This is a genomic window from Reichenbachiella agariperforans, from assembly GCF_900142205.1.
Lineage (GTDB): Bacteria > Bacteroidota > Bacteroidia > Cytophagales > Cyclobacteriaceae > Reichenbachiella > Reichenbachiella agariperforans.
In genome coordinates this window covers 338,426-357,095 of sequence record NZ_FRAA01000002.1, presented here as the reverse complement: position 1 = coordinate 357,095, position 18,670 = coordinate 338,426, and the positions used below count along the sequence as shown (strand labels likewise).

General features: G+C 42.7%; 12 protein-coding genes and 1 tRNA gene. 10 read left to right on the top strand and 3 right to left on the bottom strand.

Annotated features, from left to right (window positions below):
- The first annotated feature begins 87 nt into the window (after window positions 1-87).
- A complete protein-coding gene (locus BUB99_RS20370) occupies window positions 88-234 on the top strand; it encodes a hypothetical protein (RefSeq protein ID WP_170863757.1) in 147 nt (48 codons plus the stop codon).
- A gap of 262 nt (window positions 235-496) precedes the next feature.
- On the opposite strand, the gene BUB99_RS07920 is transcribed toward BUB99_RS20370, so the two are convergent.
- Window positions 497-570: transfer RNA gene (locus BUB99_RS07920), tRNA-Asn, on the bottom strand.
- 293 nt (window positions 571-863) lie between these two features.
- Between BUB99_RS07920 and BUB99_RS07915 the strand changes: the two genes are divergently transcribed.
- The 8 genes from BUB99_RS07915 to BUB99_RS07880 all read left to right on the top strand — a co-directional run bounded on the left by BUB99_RS07915 (window position 864) and on the right by BUB99_RS07880 (window position 14,639).
- Window positions 864-1,301 (top strand): Hsp20/alpha crystallin family protein, encoded by a 438-nt coding sequence (locus tag BUB99_RS07915; RefSeq protein WP_073121249.1) that lies wholly within the window; start codon window positions 864-866, stop codon window positions 1,299-1,301.
- Between the two features lie 147 nt (window positions 1,302-1,448).
- Entirely contained in the window at window positions 1,449-2,936 is a 1,488-nt protein-coding gene (locus BUB99_RS07910) for a Do family serine endopeptidase (RefSeq protein WP_073121248.1), read from the top strand.
- Window positions 2,937-3,131: 195 nt separating this feature from the next.
- Entirely contained in the window at window positions 3,132-5,585 is a 2,454-nt protein-coding gene (locus BUB99_RS07905; protein ID WP_139280942.1) for a collagen-like domain-containing protein, read from the top strand.
- 68 nt (window positions 5,586-5,653) lie between these two features.
- Window positions 5,654-7,891 carry a TonB-dependent receptor gene (locus BUB99_RS07900; RefSeq protein ID WP_084190438.1) on the top strand — a complete coding sequence of 746 codons (2,238 nt, stop codon included), beginning with the start codon at window positions 5,654-5,656 and terminating at the stop codon, window positions 7,889-7,891.
- Window positions 7,884-8,717 (top strand): DUF4249 family protein, encoded by an 834-nt coding sequence (locus tag BUB99_RS07895; RefSeq protein WP_084190437.1) that lies wholly within the window; start codon window positions 7,884-7,886, stop codon window positions 8,715-8,717. The genes BUB99_RS07900 and BUB99_RS07895 overlap by 8 nt, the downstream gene beginning before the upstream one ends.
- 39 nt (window positions 8,718-8,756) lie before the next feature.
- A complete protein-coding gene (gene amaB / locus BUB99_RS07890) occupies window positions 8,757-10,301 on the top strand; it encodes an L-piperidine-6-carboxylate dehydrogenase (RefSeq protein WP_073121244.1) in 1,545 nt (514 codons plus the stop codon).
- Window positions 10,302-10,419: 118 nt separating this feature from the next.
- Entirely contained in the window at window positions 10,420-13,323 is a 2,904-nt protein-coding gene (locus BUB99_RS07885; RefSeq protein ID WP_073121243.1) for a ligand-binding sensor domain-containing protein, read from the top strand.
- A gap of 47 nt (window positions 13,324-13,370) precedes the next feature.
- Window positions 13,371-14,639, top strand: a complete 1,269-nt coding sequence (locus BUB99_RS07880) for a hypothetical protein (RefSeq protein ID WP_073121242.1) — start codon at window positions 13,371-13,373, stop codon at window positions 14,637-14,639.
- Window positions 14,640-14,686: 47 nt separating this feature from the next.
- Here BUB99_RS07880 and acs read toward each other — a convergent pair whose 3' ends face one another.
- The gene (gene acs, locus BUB99_RS07875; RefSeq protein ID WP_073121241.1) at window positions 14,687-16,582 is read right to left on the bottom strand and encodes an acetate--CoA ligase; all 1,896 of its coding nucleotides are present in this window, start codon (window positions 16,580-16,582) and stop codon (window positions 14,687-14,689) included.
- A 191-nt stretch (window positions 16,583-16,773) separates the two neighbouring features.
- Here acs and BUB99_RS07870 point away from each other — a divergent pair, with 191 nt between their 5' ends.
- Window positions 16,774-17,943, top strand: a complete 1,170-nt coding sequence (locus BUB99_RS07870; protein WP_073121239.1) for an AIR synthase related protein — start codon at window positions 16,774-16,776, stop codon at window positions 17,941-17,943.
- A 199-nt stretch (window positions 17,944-18,142) separates the two neighbouring features.
- Here BUB99_RS07870 and BUB99_RS07865 read toward each other — a convergent pair whose 3' ends face one another.
- Window positions 18,143-18,589, bottom strand: a complete 447-nt coding sequence (locus BUB99_RS07865; protein WP_073121231.1) for a KTSC domain-containing protein — start codon at window positions 18,587-18,589, stop codon at window positions 18,143-18,145.
- Window positions 18,590-18,670 lie beyond the last annotated feature (81 nt).

The window sequence follows — 18,670 nt, the reverse complement described above, 5'->3', positions numbered from 1 at the left end:
GGGTCTGTCTTTAAGGCTAATTAGTAGTATGCTGCTTTCATGGGGAAGTACAAAAAACTGAAGTGACTTTATCTCCTGCATGACGAGGTGCTAGTAAGCGAGCTGGCAGAGGTTAAAGCAAAATACCTCTCTGCGACACAGTTTTTTGAATCCCATCACCAAAAGCTGAACATCATACTAGCCAAAACACCAATAGACTATCTCGATCCAGGTGATGTGCTATTGACTGCTTAGGGACGAAATACGGAAGAGCTGTGTGTCAGGTATGAGCATTTCATCAATGAGTTTTACGCTGTGCAGTTTGGGAGAGAAAAATACATACAGGCAGAGCAAGCTAAAACCAGAGAGTGTTTCGGTGCATTTGCTCAGAGGGAAAAGACTAGGGATACCTTACTTCGTGATCCTCTCTAGTTTTTGGTGTGAATTGAAGAGGTGTTAAAACAAAAAACCCGTTAGAAAATAAATTCTAACGGGTTTTTGTTTTTTTAGCTTTTTGCTCCTCTTGTTGGACTCGAACCAACGACCCTCTGATTAACAGTCAGATGCTCTAACCAACTGAGCTAAAGAGGAATGTATTGAAGTCATCTTTATGACCTCCCCGATTTGGGAATGCAATGTTAGTAGCTATATTTTAGATTCACAATATCCGAGCATAAAAAAGTGTAAATCTTTTTTGAATATGTAAGTGTTGTGTCTGTTTGTAGTACATGGTTTATGAATAATTCGGACATAGTGTCTGCGAAAGAGAGTGGGATCTGAATTTTTAAGTCATAATGACATGTTTTAATGCAAGATGCACACTTGGTATAAAATTCTCTATAGGGTTGGTGTAAATGATTATTAAACCTTAAAATTTTATAGATATGTCACTTATTCATTACAACCCAGCAAGAACTACAACACAAGGTGTTAACAGATTCTTTGATGATATTTTTGGCGATAATTTTTTTAATACAGACGCCGTTCAGTACAAGAGTTTCGTGCCGCAGGTAGATATTTCTGAAACCGACAAGGCATTTGAGTTGCAATTTGCATTGCCAGGATTCAAAAAATCTGATATTAAAGTGGATTTGAATCAAGGTGTACTGACTGTGTCGGGAGAGAGAAAGTTCGAAGAGAAAAAAGATGGCAAAAATTACCATGCTGTAGAAACCCGATATGGATCTTTTAAGCGAGCGTATCAACTGCCAGACAGCATCAACGATGAGCAACTGGATGCCAAATATGAAGACGGTATTCTAAACATCTTGGTACCTAAAGACGTAAAGAAAGTACAGCAAAAAAGTATAGCAGTAAAATAAGTTTAGGTTAGGTTGGTTTGAACCCCGATTCTGGATTTCGCAAGAATGAATGGTCGGGGTTTTCCTTGTTAAACATTGTTAAACGCTGGATCAAGTTCTATTTTATTACGTTAATTGTTCGGATTCCTTAAAAAATTAAGAATAGTTATGAGTGTAAGAAAAAATTTTATCGGAATGATAGCTGCTTCCATTTTGGGAGGAGCAGTAGCCATAGGTGGCTATGAATTGATTAGGGAGGAGGCATTGCCTCAGGAAAATGCGCAGTCTGAGCAGGGAGTACAGTTTTCGAACTATAACACTATGCCTAAGGCAACGGCACCTGTGGGGATGAATTTTGTAGAGGCGGCTCAGGTAGTGACGCCTGGTGTAGTACATATTAGGAGCACCGTTGGGGCGAGTACGGCCAGCAATGGCCGTTCTGGTGATCCCTTTGAACAGTATTTTAGAGAGTTTTTTGGTGCGCCTGGGCAGGGTTATCAGCAGCGCCCTTCGGTCGGAACAGGTAGTGGGGTCATTATGAGCCCTGACGGGTACATCGCGACTAACAACCACGTGGTGGAGAATGCTGATGATATAGAAATCCTCCTCAATGATAACCGTACGTATAAGGCAGAGTTGATAGGTACGGATCCTACGACGGATTTGGCTCTGCTAAAAATAGAAGAGAAAGGATTGCCATTTGTTCGGTTTGGTGATTCGGATAATATTCAGGTCGGTGAGTGGGTACTTGCAGTAGGTAATCCATTTGAGTTTAGATCTACCGTGACGGCCGGCATCATTAGCGCGAAAGGTAGAAATATTAACATACTGCGCAACCGCAATAGACTTCAGATCGAGTCTTTCTTGCAAACAGATGCGGCTGTCAATCCAGGTAACTCTGGTGGAGCTCTGGTCAACCTCAATGGCGAATTAGTGGGCATCAATACAGCTATTGCTACACCTACTGGTTCTTATGCGGGGTATTCATTTGCCGTCCCAGCCAATCTCGTGAAGAAGGTGATTGGAGACATTAAGGAGTTTGGAGTCGTGCAGCGTGCATTGTTAGGTATCAATATTCAAGATGTCAATGCGAAGCTCTCCGAAGAAGAAAACCTTGGGGTTTTACAAGGGGTCTATGTCAGTGGCGTCAATGCCAATAGTGGAGCATCAGAAGCAGGGATCAAAGAAGGTGATGTGATCATCGCCATTAATGATCGACGTGTCAACAAAACGTCTGAGTTGCAGGAAAAGGTGGCTCTCAACAGGCCTGGTGACCAGATCAAGGTAACCCTGCTTAGAGATGGAAAGGAAAAAACGGTCACGGCTACTCTACAAAATACCCTAGGAACGACAGCTACAGTCGCTGCGACTAACAATAGTGTCATTATTCAAGGAGCCACTTTCGAAGATGCTTCGGATGAGGATATGACTAAGTTGGGCATCAAAGGCGGTGCAAAACTGGTGGTGTTGGAAAGTGGAATATGGAAAGACGCTGGCATCAAGGAAGGGTTTATTATTACAAGGATAGACCGAGGAGCGGTCGCCAATGTGGAGGATTTGTCTCGTGCATTGAGTCAAACTAATGATGGATCTGGTGTCCTCATAGAAGGGATTTACAGCAATGGCCAGAAAGCATACTACGGTATGGGTTGGTAGTTTGGACTCGATTATAAAATTAAAAAGGCCATAGAGTTTAAAATTCTATGGCCTTTTTCTTTCTTATCCTGCCAAATCACTTCATTTTTTGACGAACGTACTGGATTATTCGATGACTGATAGCGACTTGAGTGAGCTTTGTTTTTAGCTTTGTTGAAGCTATTTATTTTAGAAAAACCTATTAACCCTTATGTTATGAGACAGTTATATTTATTGCTTCTCGCGTTGGTCATCATGACCGTGACCTTTTCTGGATGTATCACCGAAGATAACTCTGGAGAAATTGCAGACCTAAAAGAAGAATTACAAGCAGAGATAGATGCGCTCAAAGCGCTATTGGAAGAGAGTAATAGTATTTCGCAAGTGTTGGTTGAAGACAATGTTCTGAAACTTATTTTTGCGAATGGAGAAGTGCTCACCACTATATTACCTGAAAGCGAAATCCCACAGATCGGCGACAATGGCAATTGGTGGATTGGAGCCGTTGATTTGGGTGTTCCAGCACAATCGGAAATTCCAATCATAGGAGCTAATGGCAATTGGTGGATTGGTGGTGAAGATACGGGGGTGAGTTTTGCAGTTACGGATGGTCAAAATGGTAAGGACGGCGTTGATGGTACAAACGGGTCGGATGGCAAAGACGGCGTGGATGGAACCAACGGCAAAGACGGAGTTAATGGATTGACACCCTATATTGGAGAAAATGGTAATTGGTGGATTGGAACGGAGGATACTGGTATAAAGGCCGAAGGGCAAGATGGTACGAATGGCTCTGATGGTAAAGACGGTGTGGATGGTACGAATGGTACTGACGGTAAGGACGGTGTTGATGGAACCAACGGCACGAATGGCTCAGATGGTGTTGATGGTAATACCCCATTTGTCGGAGCTAATGGTAATTGGTGGATTGGAACGGATGATACTGGTATAAAGGCCGAAGGGCAAGACGGTGTTGATGGAACAAATGGATTAGACGGTGCGGATGGGATAGGTATTTCCTCCGTAGAGTATGATCAAACCTCTGGAACATTGACAATTACCTTAGATGATGCTACAGTCTATAGTTTTGTTCTGTCATATGAGGATACACTCAAAGCAGTGAAACTGAACGATCTCAATGGTGAATATATGGTTTCTGCGATTTATAATGGAGACCTGCCGTTCGTGATGTTTGATTATACTGTAGATAACCGCTTAGAAACTGTTACTTATTATACAACAGTGTTAAACCAACCAGTTAAATACTTATCAATTGACAGAAAATACACTGTAGGTGGTGATATAGAATCTCAAACCTATACAGAGTGGGCTACCAAGAAAAAAGCGATTCAAGAAGGAGAAATATGGCCAGAAAAAGAGTTAGGGATTAATATGACTCCAGAAGACGCGTTTTTTGAATTGACAGGGTCAGTCGATGAGACCTTGTCGGATGAATTTTATTTGTCGTTAACTGGGAATGCCGTGTACAAGGATAGTCTTATATATGTGATGGGACTTGATGACAATGGTGAAACTATCGTGAGAAAGTTCATGGTTCGTGAAACTGATGCCACTGAGCCATTTGGAATGATTGAAGTAGGGCCTGAGGGAGTATATGTATGGACAACTCCATATGATGAAGAGAATGAGGAATGGTCTGGTTCGTACGAAACCACTAATTCAGCATATAATTATAGATCGATATATTATGATGGTAGCACCTATGTTTTAGGAGCTAGTGAGACTATTACTTATTACCCTTGGGGGCAACAAGTATTAGCGATTACAGACCCTATAGACGATACCAGTGTTGCTGGTAAAGTGGATGATTATGTAGGTATATATAGTGGGGACTATGAAAATCCTGATAATGCACTCTCGGGAGATTTTAAAACACTGTTTAAAACATATAGCACGTACGAGCCTGGTGACCAGATAGACAACTACTCTCTAGTATATGCTTATGAAGGAGAGAACTTCAGAGGATATGATGATAGCGAAGGAGAGGACGTTTTTTATGTGACTGTTGATAACGGTAAAATTGTTACTGTTGCACTCTTTAATGAAGGAGAAAAAGAGGATATGCTAGGCTTTAACTATACGGATAATAAACTAACTTCTATTGATTATATCTATGAAGCTATTGATGACATAGTTATGGTTAGCTATGATGGACAGGGTAATCCAATTGAGTTTTCGGTTAATCCATCGTTATTAGAAGAGCAATCTGTTGAGGGGAATATCGATAACGAACTCTTGGCATCTCTGGGACTAATTTACTCCTACGATGAGTATGACCCCACGTTAGGGATGGTAGTAGAAAAGTATCATTATCCAGATGCCTATACCCCTTTGATTAATATCACTTATAACTATGATATGAAGAGCTTCATGAATCATACGTTTATGGCAGCTAATCCTTTAACGTCCTTTTTTGACGTGTCTAATGCGATTAGTGAGATCGGCTGGGCGGGTCATGGTAGCGCTACTTTTAATGAGTACCTTAATTTTAACGAAGGAGGCTATCCTGAGGAGATCAAAACATATCTTCAGGTATCTGCTAGCGATGTGCCTTTGGAGGCGACAGATGAGCTTGAAGATTTTGGTATCCCAATCAATGGTTCTGTTGCTGTGAAATACAAGTTGGAATACGTTAAAAAGAATCCTTAAGATATTAGTACCTAATTTAACCTTTGGAAACCTCAGCCTTTTTTGGTTGAGGTTTTTAATTTTATAGCATGAGTAAGCTTAGCCTTTTCTTCTTTGCTTTTGTGTTACTGTTTTCATCTCAAAGTATGATGGGACAGACGATTCTAAATGGACGAGTGGTTGATGATGAAGGGATAGCAATACCTGACGTATTGATATCCACCAATACCCAATCTACTGTGTCAGATGATGATGGCTTTTTTGTGCTTTCGATCAGTAACGATTCTCTTTTGACTATTACTCACGTTAACTATGAGAGCAAATACATTGTTGCAAGGAAGAGGAAGGAGACTATAGTCGTTGAGTTAAAGTTGAAATCACGGCAACTGGAGGAGGTTAGCATCGTCGATGAGTCAAAGGTAGCTTTGGATAGAGTAGACCTTCATGAGATTAGCAGGATGAATGTGCTCTTCGGAGAAAGTGATGTCATTAAGTATCTCGTGACATTGCCAGGGATCGCTAGTATCAATTCTTTTGATGCGGGTATTTCGGTGAGAGGAGGGAGCACCACAGAAAATGCCTTTTTGGTGAAGGGCATGAGAATAGCGGACCCTACGCATATTACCTCTTTGGTCACGGCTTTTGATCCTTATGTACTGAGTAGATCGACCGTGTATAAAAGTGGTTTTCCCTCCATGTACAATGGGAGGTTGTCAGGGTACGTGGATATGAATAATGAGACCATTGAGATCGAGGAGGTAGAGGCAGAGCTTTCTGTGGGGATTATATCTTCATCGGCCAAGGTTGCGATTCTTATCGGGAAGGGTGGGAATAATCAGATTAAATTTTCTGCGAGACAGACCTATCTACATCTAATCTCTACAATGTACAACCGTAAGTCCAAGACGGGTACATTGCCCAAGTATGGTTTTCAAGATTACTCTTTGAGTTACCATGGCCGTATTAGTGATAAGTGGTCCCTGTCAGCTTTTGGTTTGGTCTCAGGAGATGAGTTGCCATTCGAACTAACCCAAAATGATAATCAGCATATGCAATGGAACGCACAGTCTGCTGTAGTTTCTTTGGATAGAAAACTCAAGAGAAATGGTTCGCTGAAAATACTGGGAGGAGTGAATGGTAACGAATCAGTATTTGAACAGGATTCAAATGACCAATATATCTCTTCAGAGGCGAACAATCAGTCTGTCTCCGTACGTTGGGATCAGCCTCTGACCCAAACATTTGCTTATCATATGGGCTACAGCTATGAGCGGAATGATTATAGCCTGTCGAAAAACGAACGGGACGAAAGCATTTCGAATAATAGCATGCAGAGCCTGTACGGGGATTTGATCGTCTTCCCAAATTTAAACTGGGTATTGACCGGAGGGATTAACATGACTTATTATGAAGGTCTCAGGTCTTTTTATGATGTTTCCCCTCGCGTGAAGGTTGAATATCTCTTAGATGATTTGGAGCTGTGGGTAGATTATGCACGTACGCGACAGTACGAGGAAAAACTCCCTTTTTTCGCGATTAGAAGTCCAATGGATATCCCTGTACCCTTAGGCGATAACAACCAGTCTGCCCGCTGTGATGCGGTATCTTTAGGTGCTAAGTATGAACTACTGGAAGGGTTAAAACTTACTTCATCTGTCTTCTTTAAAAGGCTGGATTATATAAAGGATTTCAGTGCGAGCAGCCGGTCCAATTTGGAATTTGAGTACATAGAAATGGTAGAAGGGCAAGGGCATGCCTATGGAGTAGAAGCAGAGCTAGTATGGACGCACCAAAAATTGTCAGCTGGTGTGAATTATACCTATTTGGAATCAAAAAGACAGTTTGATGAGATCAATGAAGGAGATGTTTTTAGTCCACCTTTTGATATTACCTCTAGTGCTGGCGTCAGTCTGTCCTATGCGCTCAATCGACATTGGTTTATGTCGGCTTTTTGGACTTATACTTCGGGTATCTATGTGACTGTTCCTGAAGGGGTGGCGGTGGCCAAGGACATCACCAATCCAGGGACTACGGTTAACTATGTGCCGATATATGGTGATCGCTATAACTACCGCTTACCAGCGCGTCACCGTCTTGATTTGGGAATTAGCTATAGGCGGCCTGTTAAGAACAAGCACGCTATCAAATTTTCAGGAGGTACTTATAACACCTACAATCACAAAAATGTCGATTTTATTTATCTAGAAGCGGAGCAAACCAGCACCTATTTGGTTTCTTTCGTCCCCAAGAGTAGAATGGTTTTGCCTTTTGTTCCTTATCTCTCCATTACTTTTTACCTGAACGAGAAAGGAGGGAAAAATGGTTAGTAGGCATGGTTGGGTAGTTTTGGTTTTTATGTGCTGGGCTTGTGATTTCAATAGAGAATTAGAGACGCCCTATATCGAACCTCATGACCAGTACTTTGTGGAGTGTTATATGCGCCCTGATGAACTGTATAACCTTACGGCTACAGAGGTCTCCCCTATTTTCGAGGAGTATATTTTGGATTATTCCCTAGATTTTGATGTTTATATCATAGATCAAGACACGGTAGAGTTGCGACAGAGTCTATTCGTAGAGCCTGAGACGGGGTATATATACAACTATGGCAGTGGTCGCAGACTGCCAGAGAATATAGCGGGAGTTAGTATGTTAGTGATCAGTCCGGCCAGGGATACGATTCGTGCGTATAGTCGGGTTCCAGAACAGATATTACTCGATACAGCTTTTTTGATTCACAACCAGGTCAACATTTCATTTTACACTTCGGAGGATTCTGAGGATAATTATTACATCTATTACTTGAATTATGACGTGCTAAATCATTCGGGTGCTCAGATTAAAAAAAGTGAGGTTGCCTATTTAGATTTTCATGATTATTCGGAGCGAGTGTTAAAGCAGTCTTCTTTGTCAGGAGATTCGTTAGATTATGCGGATGAGGTGCAGGTAACGTTGATGCGAGTGACACGCGAGAATTTTCTCTACCAGAGGTCCCTACAGGATGCGAAAAATGCTAGTAAAGACAATGTAACCTATCCAGCACCACTGGAAGGAAATATAGAGAATGGAGTGGGGATTTTCACCTGCTATACAGAGGATATACGTCGACTCGTTGCGCATGAGAATGTCTCAGGAAACAGCTTGCCATTCTAAATGTTTTGATAGATTTGTTAAAACATAAAAACCCAAATTATGTCAAATCAATACGGAATAAAAGAGGCCATCGATAGCCTCGGATTATCACCTGCCGAACTAGGTAGCAGTACTGGTAGCACTTGGATCAAGAGTACTGGCAGTGAAATATCATCTCATTCTCCAGCAGACGGTCTCCTGATAGGGAAAGTTCAGGCTTCTGATGAGAAGACCTATCTTCAAATCAGAGAGACAGCTCAAACGGCTTTTAAAGCTTGGCGACAAGTGCCAGCACCTAAGAGGGGCGATGTAGTGCGCCAGCTAGGTGATGCCTTGAGAGAAAAGAAAGAAGCACTTGGCAAATTGGTGTCTTACGAGATGGGAAAATCCTATCAAGAGGGACTCGGAGAAGTACAGGAGATGATCGATATCTGCGATTTTGCGGTGGGTCTTTCTCGACAGCTCTATGGATTAACCATGCACTCTGAGCGACCAGGTCATAGAATGTACGAGCAGTATCATCCGTTAGGGATTGTTGGGATCATTTCGGCATTTAACTTCCCAGTAGCTGTTTGGGCTTGGAACACAGCTTTAGCTTGGGTGTGTGGTGATGTGGCCATATGGAAGCCAAGTGAAAAGACTCCACTCACGGCCATTGCGTGCCAAAAAATTACTGCAAAGGTATTTGCTGAGAATGACGTACCCGAAGGGGTAAGCAACCTCGTGATTGGTGATGCGCAGATTGGCCAGTTGCTGAGTGCCGATAGTCACGTGCCACTCGTGTCGGCAACAGGTTCTACCCGAATGGGCAAAGCTGTGGGAGAGACAGTAGGCAAGCGTCTTGGACGTGCATTGCTAGAGTTGGGTGGTAACAATGCCATCATTATTACACCAAATGCGGACTTGGATATGTCACTCATCGGGGCGGTATTCGGAGCAGTTGGCACTTGTGGTCAGCGTTGTACTTCGACCCGTAGATTGATCATTCATGAGGATATATTTGATGAGGTAGCTAGCAAACTGAAGAGTGCCTATGCTCAACTCAAAATTGGGAATCCACTTGATGAGAAGAACCATGTCGGTCCCTTGATCGATACGTTAGCGGTCGATATGTATGAGCAGTCTATTGCAAAAGCAAAGGCTGAGGGAGCCAAAATGATAGTGGACGGAGAAGTGTTGACAGGAGACGACTATGCTTCAGGATGCTATGTGAAACCTGCGATTTTTGAAGTTAAAAATGATTATGAGATCGTGCAGCATGAAACCTTTGCGCCGATACTTTATTTGATTCGCTACAAAGACCTAGATGAAGCGATTGCTATTCAAAACGATGTGCCACAAGGGCTTTCGTCGGCGATAATGACACGCGATATGCGTGAGTCCGAGCAATTTTTGTCCTATGCAGGTTCTGATTGTGGGATTGCCAATGTCAATATAGGAACCTCAGGTGCTGAAATAGGTGGTGCATTCGGAGGAGAAAAGGAAACAGGAGGAGGTCGAGAGTCTGGTTCAGACGCCTGGAAAGTCTATATGCGTAGACAAACTAATACGATTAATTATACCAACAATCTGCCATTAGCTCAAGGGATTAAATTTGAGTTTTAATAGCGATTTTCACTAATACTCTAGGGCTTAGGTGCTTTTTAATTAAATTAGGAAACACTTAAGCCCTATGTATCTACAGCAGCTGTACATTCGACGAGTTTTTAACATATGCGTCCTAATGTTTTTAGGGGTGCAAATGGCTGTGGCTAAATTGGATTCCCTGTCTATACAAGCACCTCGGTTGAATTTTCATCATATCGATGGGTTGAATAATAATAAGATTACGGCGTTTTGTCAAGATCATGATGGTTACATGTGGATAGGAACCTATAATGGCCTACATCGATATGATGGACAAAATTATCGTCTTTTCTTGCATAACGGAGATTCGAGTGCTCTCAAATCTAGTCGTATAAAGTGTTTGTTGGAAGATTCCCGAAAGACCCTCTGGGTAGGATCTATGGATGGCCTGTCCCGTTATGTACTAACGCAGGATAGGATTGAGACCATAGAAGTAGAACAGCGTTATTTTCCAGATTTACAATCCCCTAATATTATTCTAGATTTTGTAGAAGATCCTGAGAGAGAGCGCTTGTTGGTAGCCTCTTTTACCGAAGGATTGTTAGTCTATGACTATCGATCAGATCGTTTTTATCCCTATTTTGAAGCAGGGAATGAGGCTCCATTGTTTAATTATGCTTTTAGTAGTTTAGAACTACGTGCACTGGCTCTTGATCATAAACACCAAAGACTTTGGGTTGGAAGCAGTGCTAAGTACTTAAACTACCTAGATCTAGAAACGGATGAGGTGGGTAAAATAGGCCTACTAGATGAAAATGGGCATGTAGTAGAAGATATTGTCTCATTAGAGATTGTGAATGAAAATAATCTCTGGGTAGGCACATTAGAAAAAGGAGTATTTGTTATTGACATTAGTAAAAAAAAGCCAGTGGTACTCCATCATTATTATCACGATCGTGGTGATCCCTTTTCGCTCAGAAACAATTTTGTTACCCAGATATACTTGGACAAAGAGAAAAGGATTTGGGTATGTAATGATAATGGAGGGTTACATCTATACGATGCACAGATAGATGGGTTCCATAGCTACATTCCCGATAGTAGTCCTAATTCTATTACCAATATATCTATTCGCTGTGTTTACCAAGATCAGCAAAACCGTCTATGGGTAGGAACGGCATTAGAAGGGGTCGATATAGTAGACCCGCTATTGTATAAATTCCAGCACCTTCAAAAGACCTATTCCCAGAAGGTTAATTTGAGTAACAATATTATTCGATATTTTCACGAAGATAGCGAAGGGCGTATGTGGATTGCTACAGATGGAGGTGGTGTTAATATTTTTGATCCGATAGATAAGACCGTTGAAGTATTGAAGTGGGAAGAAGGAAAAAACCATAGCTTGTCTTCGGATGCTGTCCTTACAATGCTGGAAGTGGAAGAGGGAGAGGTTTGGGTAGGAACTTGGAAGGGGGGAATTAATATCATAGATGAAAAGACATTAGAGGTTTCTTTCTTTCAGCCAGAAAATGGCGCACTAAAGAGTGTTTTCGAACTAATTCAGGATAAAGAAGGGATGATCTGGGCGACTAGTTTTGGTCAAGGAGTACAGCGTATTGATCCAACTACTGGACAAGTGAAAAGCTATCTACATGATAGAAAAGATCCAAATAGTCTAAAGAGCAACTTGACATTTGCTCTTTTTGAGGATAGTCAGGGCAATATTTGGGTAGGAGGAGCGACTAGCGGACTCTATATATTAAGACATGAAAACAAGGGGAGTGGAAAGTTTGAACAACTTCAATTCAAGACTGGTAGGCCATTAGATATAGCGAATGATTGGGTAGCTCAAATATATGAAGGCAATGATCAGAACATTTACTGTGCTACTTCATCAGGACTCATAAAAGTTGATCCGGAGACGATGCTTTTTGAAAATGTAATTAAAGGTAAGCTGCCAAGTCATGATATTCGTTCCATATTACAAGATAAAAGGGGTAGATTTTGGATAGCCTCTGTAAATAAGCTGAGTCAGTACGACCCGTTGGCAGATAGTGTTATTAGCTACACTTATAGAGACGGTTTACAAAATGATGAATTTACAAAAAATGCCGCTTATATCTGTCAAGATGGGGTGATTTATCTGGGAGGAACTCAGGGGGTGAATTATTTTGATTCAGAAAATATCCCTTTTAATGAATGTCCACCACAGGTACATATTACAGGTCTAAAATTATTTAACAAAGTGGTTGAGCCTAATGATTCTACAGGGCTGATACAGGAGCACATTAGTACGGTTGATGAAATTACTTTTGACAATGAGCAGTGGCGTTTTACTCTGTCCTACATTGGGCTGAACTATACAAGTCCAGAGTATAATGCTTATGCATTTATGCTAGAGGGGTTGGACACGGATTGGAATTATGTAGGAAATCAGAAAGAAGTAACCTACTCGCATTTGCCTTTCGGTCAATATGTTTTTAAAGTAAAAGCCGCTAATAACGATGGGGTATGGCAAGAATCTCCAGCGTCGATACGTATCATTATTTTACCTCCGTGGTGGTTGACATGGTGGGCCATTTCGGCAGTAGTGATTTTGGCGGGGTTGATTATTTATGCTTTTATTAGATGGAGAATATTTAAGATTTCCATCAGAGAGCAGCAGCTCAAGGTAATGGTGAAAGAGAGAACAGCACAGCTTAGCGAGAAAAATAAAGAGTTGAAAGACCTTAATTTAGCGATTACTGATCAAGCTGAGGAGTTAAAGGCATACAACGACGCCCTCAATGAAATGAATGAAAAGCTAGAAGAGCTGGTCGAGATACGTACGCAAGAGATTAGAGATAAGAATAGCAAGCTGACCAAGTTTGCTTTTGACAATGCACATCGGGTACGAGGGCCATTGACTCGGATTATGGGACTTATGAGTCTGATCAAAAAAGAATCAGAATTCGACCAGCGTGAATTTTGGATTGAAAAAGTAGCCGAAGCATCAAAGGAAATGGACGATATCACCAGAGATATGGGAAGTGAAATTGACTCGCACCTCAAAGAGGAGTAGTTGAGTTTTGATTAGTATTGCCTCTTATTTTTACCAACTATTATATCATGCGCCGTTTCTTAGGGTTATTTTGTTTGCTGTCTAGTCTAAGTGCCGTTTCACAAAATGATTTTAGAGCAGGTTTTATAATCAATCACCAACAAGACACTATTTCAGGATATATAGATTATCGAGGCAACAAAACAAACTCTGAGAAATGCTTTTTTAAATCAGAGCTAGACTCAGAAGATAAGATTACCTATACGCCCCAAGAGATCCAGTCCTATCGTTTTATAGACAGTAAATATTATGTTGCTCAGCGTTTCGAAACCAAAGAGGGTTCGAAGATGGTGTTTACAGAGTATTTAATAGACGGGATTGTAGATTTCTACTATTATTTTGACTCAGAGGGTGGGCATTATTTGATTGATTGTGATGGGGAATTGAGACCTTTAAATAATGAGGAGGTAGAAACCTATGAAAATCATCATACTTACAAAAGTGAGAGCAAGGAATATGTTGGATTATTGAGATACGCCTTTAGAGATAGCCCTACGTTGATGCGAAAGGCAGGTTCTAAACCTCTAAATCACAAGAATTTAATTAACCTAGGGAGTCAATACCATGCAGAGGTCTGTGCTGACGAATCATGCATAGTGTACGAGAAGAAATTACCCGCAGCTACAGTCAATTTTGGTCCGCTCATAGGTGGGCAGCTGGTTTGGTTAAGGAGTGGTGAAAATGCCTATCGAGACGCGTCACGTTACTTAAACGGAAATACCTACTCTTCAAACCCTTACGGCCTAGCGGGTCTATTTGTTAGGATCAATCTGCCTAACTTAGATGAAAGAGTATATTTTCAATATGAGATTAGTTATCAGAGATGGACTGCTTCTAGTCTTAATGTTGAACATCTCGAAATTTATGATATTGATCGTCGTAATTATATTGTCTTCGATAACCAGATGGTTAGCAATTCGTTGGTATGGCGGTTTCATTTTCCAAACAAAAAACTTAGACCGATACTAGCGGCAGGTGTCTTTATGGATTTTATAGTTGACCAAGATGGATACCGCGATCAGACTATTCACTATCATGATGGAGGTCCCTATGACGGGGAGGTATTTTATTACCCAACGGGTAGATATGAACTGAGTTCATCTAATGTCGGGGTTAATTCTGGTATTGCTTTTGGATCAGGCTTAGTGTACCAAACCGCGAAAAAACGAGAGATTCATATGGATCTAAAATATCAGCTGGGACTCGGTTACTTTGGAAAGATGAGTTCTCACCAATTATTGTTCACTCTCGGGTATGGTTTGATAAAGAGGAAATAAAAAACCACTGCCTTGATGTCTGGCAGTGGTTTAGCATGTGTTGATTTTTACTGCGCACCCTTGATGATCTCATCGACTACTTCTGGGTTGAGTAGTGTGGAGGTGTCACCTAGGTTTGAAGTGTCCTTTTCGGCAACCTTTCTCAGGATTCTACGCATGATCTTACCAGATCTGGTTTTTGGCAACCCTGATACGATCTGCACCTGGTCTGGCTTGGCGATTGGTCCGATGATTTTGCTGACCGTAGCACGAATTTCCTCTTTGAGATTCGCTTCCGTGCGTCCTTCCATATCACAGATCACATAGGCGTAGATACCTTGCCCCTTGATGTTGTGTGGGAAACCGACCACTGCCGATTCGATGACTTTTGGGTGCTCGTTGATGGCATTTTCTACTTCGGCTGTGCCCATTCTGTGTCCAGAGACATTGATGACATCATCGACACGGCCTAGGATGCGGTAGTATCCGTCCTCGTCTCTTTTAACTCCATCTCCAGTGAAATACATCCCCTTATACGTGGAAAAGTAGGTGTTGATGCAGCGCTCATGATCGCCGTAGGTCGTGCGTATCATTGAGGGCCAAGGGTGACTGATGCACAGGTTGCCTTGTACGCCGTTACCTTTCAGTATGTTGCCATCAGGGTCTACGATCACTGGACGGATGCCCGGTAGCGGTAGAGTTGCATAGCCGGGTTTGGTAGGAGTGAGTCCCGCTAGTGGAGAGATCATAATTCCTCCTGTTTCTGTCTGCCACCACGTATCGACGATTGGACATTTGCCCTTGCCGATATGATCGTGGTACCAGTGCCATGCTTCTTCGTTGATGGGTTCACCTACCGTACCGAGTACTTTGAGCGAGTCCAGTTTGTAGGGTGTGACCGCTTCTAGTCCATATGCCTGTAGGGCACGGATGGCTGTAGGCGCAGTGTAGAACTGATTGACCTTGTACTTGTCAACGATCTCCCAAAATCTACCTGCATCGGGATAGGTTGGTACCCCCTCGAACATGATCGTAGTAGCTCCTGTGAGTAAGGGGCCATATACGATATAGGAGTGTCCTGTAATCCAGCCGACATCTGCGGTACACCAGTACACATCATCGGTGTTGTATTGAAACACGTTTTGGAACGAATACTGGGTGTAGACCATGTAACCTCCTGTAGTGTGTACGACTCCTTTGGGCTGTCCCGTCGAGCCAGATGTGTACAGGATGAAGAGCATGTCCTCTGAGTCCATTTCTTCGGCCTTATTGTTGGCGTCTACTTTGGCCACTTCGTTATGCCACCATAGGTCTCTGTCTGCCTTCATGGTGACAGGCGTCTTGGTGCGCTCTACGACGATGACTTTTTCGACTGTTGTTGTTTTTTCTAGTGCTTCGTCCACGACTGATTTTACGCCGATGGATTTGGCTCCTCTGAAGTTGCCGTCTGAAGTTAAGACCATTTTGGCCTCACAGTCGATGATACGGTCTGCGAGTGCTGACGATGAAAAACCAGCAAATACTACAGAGTGTACCGCACCGATACGGGCACAGGCCAGCATCGCAATGGCCGCCTCTGGGATCATCGGCATGTAGATGATAACGCGATCGCCTTTTTGGATGTTGTTATTGAGCAGGACGTTGGCAAATTCACACACCTTCTGGTGGAGCTGCTTATAGGTGAGTGTGATGTTGTCCTCCTTGGGGTTGTTGGGTTCCCAGATGATGGCGGGCTTGTCTCCTATGGTGAATAGGTGGCGCTCAAGGATGTTTTCGGTGATGTTGAGTTTTCCGTTGATGAACCATTCTGCTTTGCCCTTCTCAAAATCTGATTCTACTACTTTGTCCCATCTTTTTCTCCAGTAAAACTGATTGGCTACTCTCTCCCAAAAGGTGTCGGTATTGGCAACACTCTTTTCGTAGGCCAAAAAGTATTCACTGAGGTTTTCTACTTTGCTTAACATGTATAATAATTTAGTCTCGTTTTTTAAGAAAATAAATATACTTTCTTTTCCATCAAAACCTAAGAAGTATTAGCTAGGAAGGGTCAAAATGATGCTTAATGTCTAAGATTAGATTGATAATGAACTCGCTAGAATCAGAGAGCAAAAGAGATAGTTTATTAGCTTTGCGGCATTATTCATAGCTCGATACCATGGACGAAAGATATATGCAGCGAGGCGTGTCGGCCTCTAAAGAAGACGTACACAACGCCATCAAAAACATAGACAAAGGCGTATTCCCAAATGCCTTTTGTAAAATCGTCCCTGATATGCTCGGTGGTAGCGAGGACTACTGCAACATCATGCATGCCGATGGTGCAGGGACCAAGTCGTCTTTGGCCTATATGTATTGGAAAGAAACGGGTGATCTGTCGGTCTGGAAAGGGATCGCGCAGGATGCGGTCATCATGAACACCGACGATCTGCTGTGTGTAGGTGCAGTCGACAACATCTTGCTCTCGTCCACGATAGGTAGGAACAAAAATTTGATTCCGGGCGAAGTGCTCACCGCACTGATCGAAGGCACAGAAGAAGTCCTCCAGATGCTCCGTGACAATGGTGTGGATATCAAATCTACGGGTGGTGAAACAGCTGATTTGGGTGATCTCGTACGTACCGTCGTAGTAGACAGTACCGTCATCGGCCGCATGAAAAGAGCCGATGTGATCAGCAATGAGAAAATCACAGGCGGTGACGTCATCGTCGGACTAGCCTCGTATGGACAGGCCAACTATGAGACCGAGTACAACGGCGGTATGGGTAGCAACGGATTGACTTCTGCGCGCCATGATGTCTTCGCCAAGAAGTACATGGAGAAGTATCCAGAGTGTTTTGACCCATCTGTACCAGCTGAGCTTATCTACTCAGGGAGCAAAGATTTGCTAGACAAAGTAGAAGGCTCACCGCTAGACACAGGTAAACTCGTCTTGTCACCGACCAGAACCTACGCGCCTATCATCAAAAAGATACTGGAGGGCTATAGATCACAAATCCATGGTATGGTACACTGTAGCGGTGGCGCCCAGACCAAAGTACTACACTTCGTCAATGATGTACATGTGATCAAAGACAATCTCTTCGAGATTCCTCCGCTGTTCAAGCTGATTCATGAGGAGAGTGGTACGGACTGGAAAGAAATGTACAAAGTCTTCAACATGGGGCACCGTATGGAACTCTATGTACCAGAAGAGCTAGCGGCAGAGATCATCGCCATTTCGGAATCCTTCGGCGTACCTGCTCAAATCATCGGTCGCGTAGAATCCTCCGAAACCACCAAAGCCACCATCAAAACGGTGAACGGCGAGTTCGAGTATTTGAAATAAGACATGGGTGAACTGTGCGTACTCCAAGGGTTTAGAAAAGCCCCACTTTGCTGTATGGAGAACTTTCAGATGGGTAGCGAAAAGGTTAGTGCCCTCATGTTTGGTGTTGGTCTGTGATACACAGACCCTTTCTACCAACAAAAAATCCCATCAGCCTGAGCCCATGGGATTTGATGTTTTCGATCTCTAGAAGAACGGCTTAGTCCTGTACTTGGTCTTTTTTAGACTTTCTGTAGAGGTAGGCATTGAAGATGTTTCGTTTGGCAAAGCGGTAGGGCTTGTCTGCGTTGACTAGCTTGGCATACATGTTTTTGTTGACCCCAAAGTATTCGTAGGTCGTGCCATCCATGAACGAGACCTCTAGCAACAGCCCTTTGTGCTTGAAGTCTGCTATACCAGATTCGGTAGTCGTGACCGTGTATTCGGCGAGATTGGCCTCTTTGGTCTCTGGCGCGATGCTCACGAGAAAGTGGTACGCGTCGATGATTTGCTGACTTTTGAGCTCAGCAGCAGCCTTTTCAGTTTCATCTTGGAACTTGTCTGGGTGCCATTCTTTGACCAGATTTCTATAGGTCGTTTTGAGTTGCTTCAGATCAGTGTCTGGAGCTACATTATACAGTTTTCGATACTCGTTGACGCGCTTCATATGGGGCTTTTTTTCTATCCAGCCGCAAAGCTAGTGATTAAACCCTCATAATGCATCAGAAAATCTAAATCCAACCTAAAT

Coding starts and splice junctions, on each gene's coding strand:
- BUB99_RS07915 (WP_073121249.1), top strand. CDS start 864: ATGTCACTTATTCATTACAACCCAGCAAGAACTACAACACAAGGTGTT.
- BUB99_RS07910 (WP_073121248.1), top strand. CDS start 1,449: ATGAGTGTAAGAAAAAATTTTATCGGAATGATAGCTGCTTCCATTTTG.
- BUB99_RS07905 (WP_139280942.1), top strand. CDS start 3,132: ATGAGACAGTTATATTTATTGCTTCTCGCGTTGGTCATCATGACCGTG.
- BUB99_RS07900 (WP_084190438.1), top strand. CDS start 5,654: ATGAGTAAGCTTAGCCTTTTCTTCTTTGCTTTTGTGTTACTGTTTTCA.
- BUB99_RS07895 (WP_084190437.1), top strand. CDS start 7,884: ATGGTTAGTAGGCATGGTTGGGTAGTTTTGGTTTTTATGTGCTGGGCT.
- amaB (WP_073121244.1), top strand. CDS start 8,757: ATGTCAAATCAATACGGAATAAAAGAGGCCATCGATAGCCTCGGATTA.
- BUB99_RS07885 (WP_073121243.1), top strand. CDS start 10,420: ATGTTTTTAGGGGTGCAAATGGCTGTGGCTAAATTGGATTCCCTGTCT.
- BUB99_RS07880 (WP_073121242.1), top strand. CDS start 13,371: ATGCGCCGTTTCTTAGGGTTATTTTGTTTGCTGTCTAGTCTAAGTGCC.
- acs (WP_073121241.1), bottom strand. CDS start 16,582: ATGTTAAGCAAAGTAGAAAACCTCAGTGAATACTTTTTGGCCTACGAA.
- BUB99_RS07870 (WP_073121239.1), top strand. CDS start 16,774: ATGGACGAAAGATATATGCAGCGAGGCGTGTCGGCCTCTAAAGAAGAC.
- BUB99_RS07865 (WP_073121231.1), bottom strand. CDS start 18,589: ATGAAGCGCGTCAACGAGTATCGAAAACTGTATAATGTAGCTCCAGAC.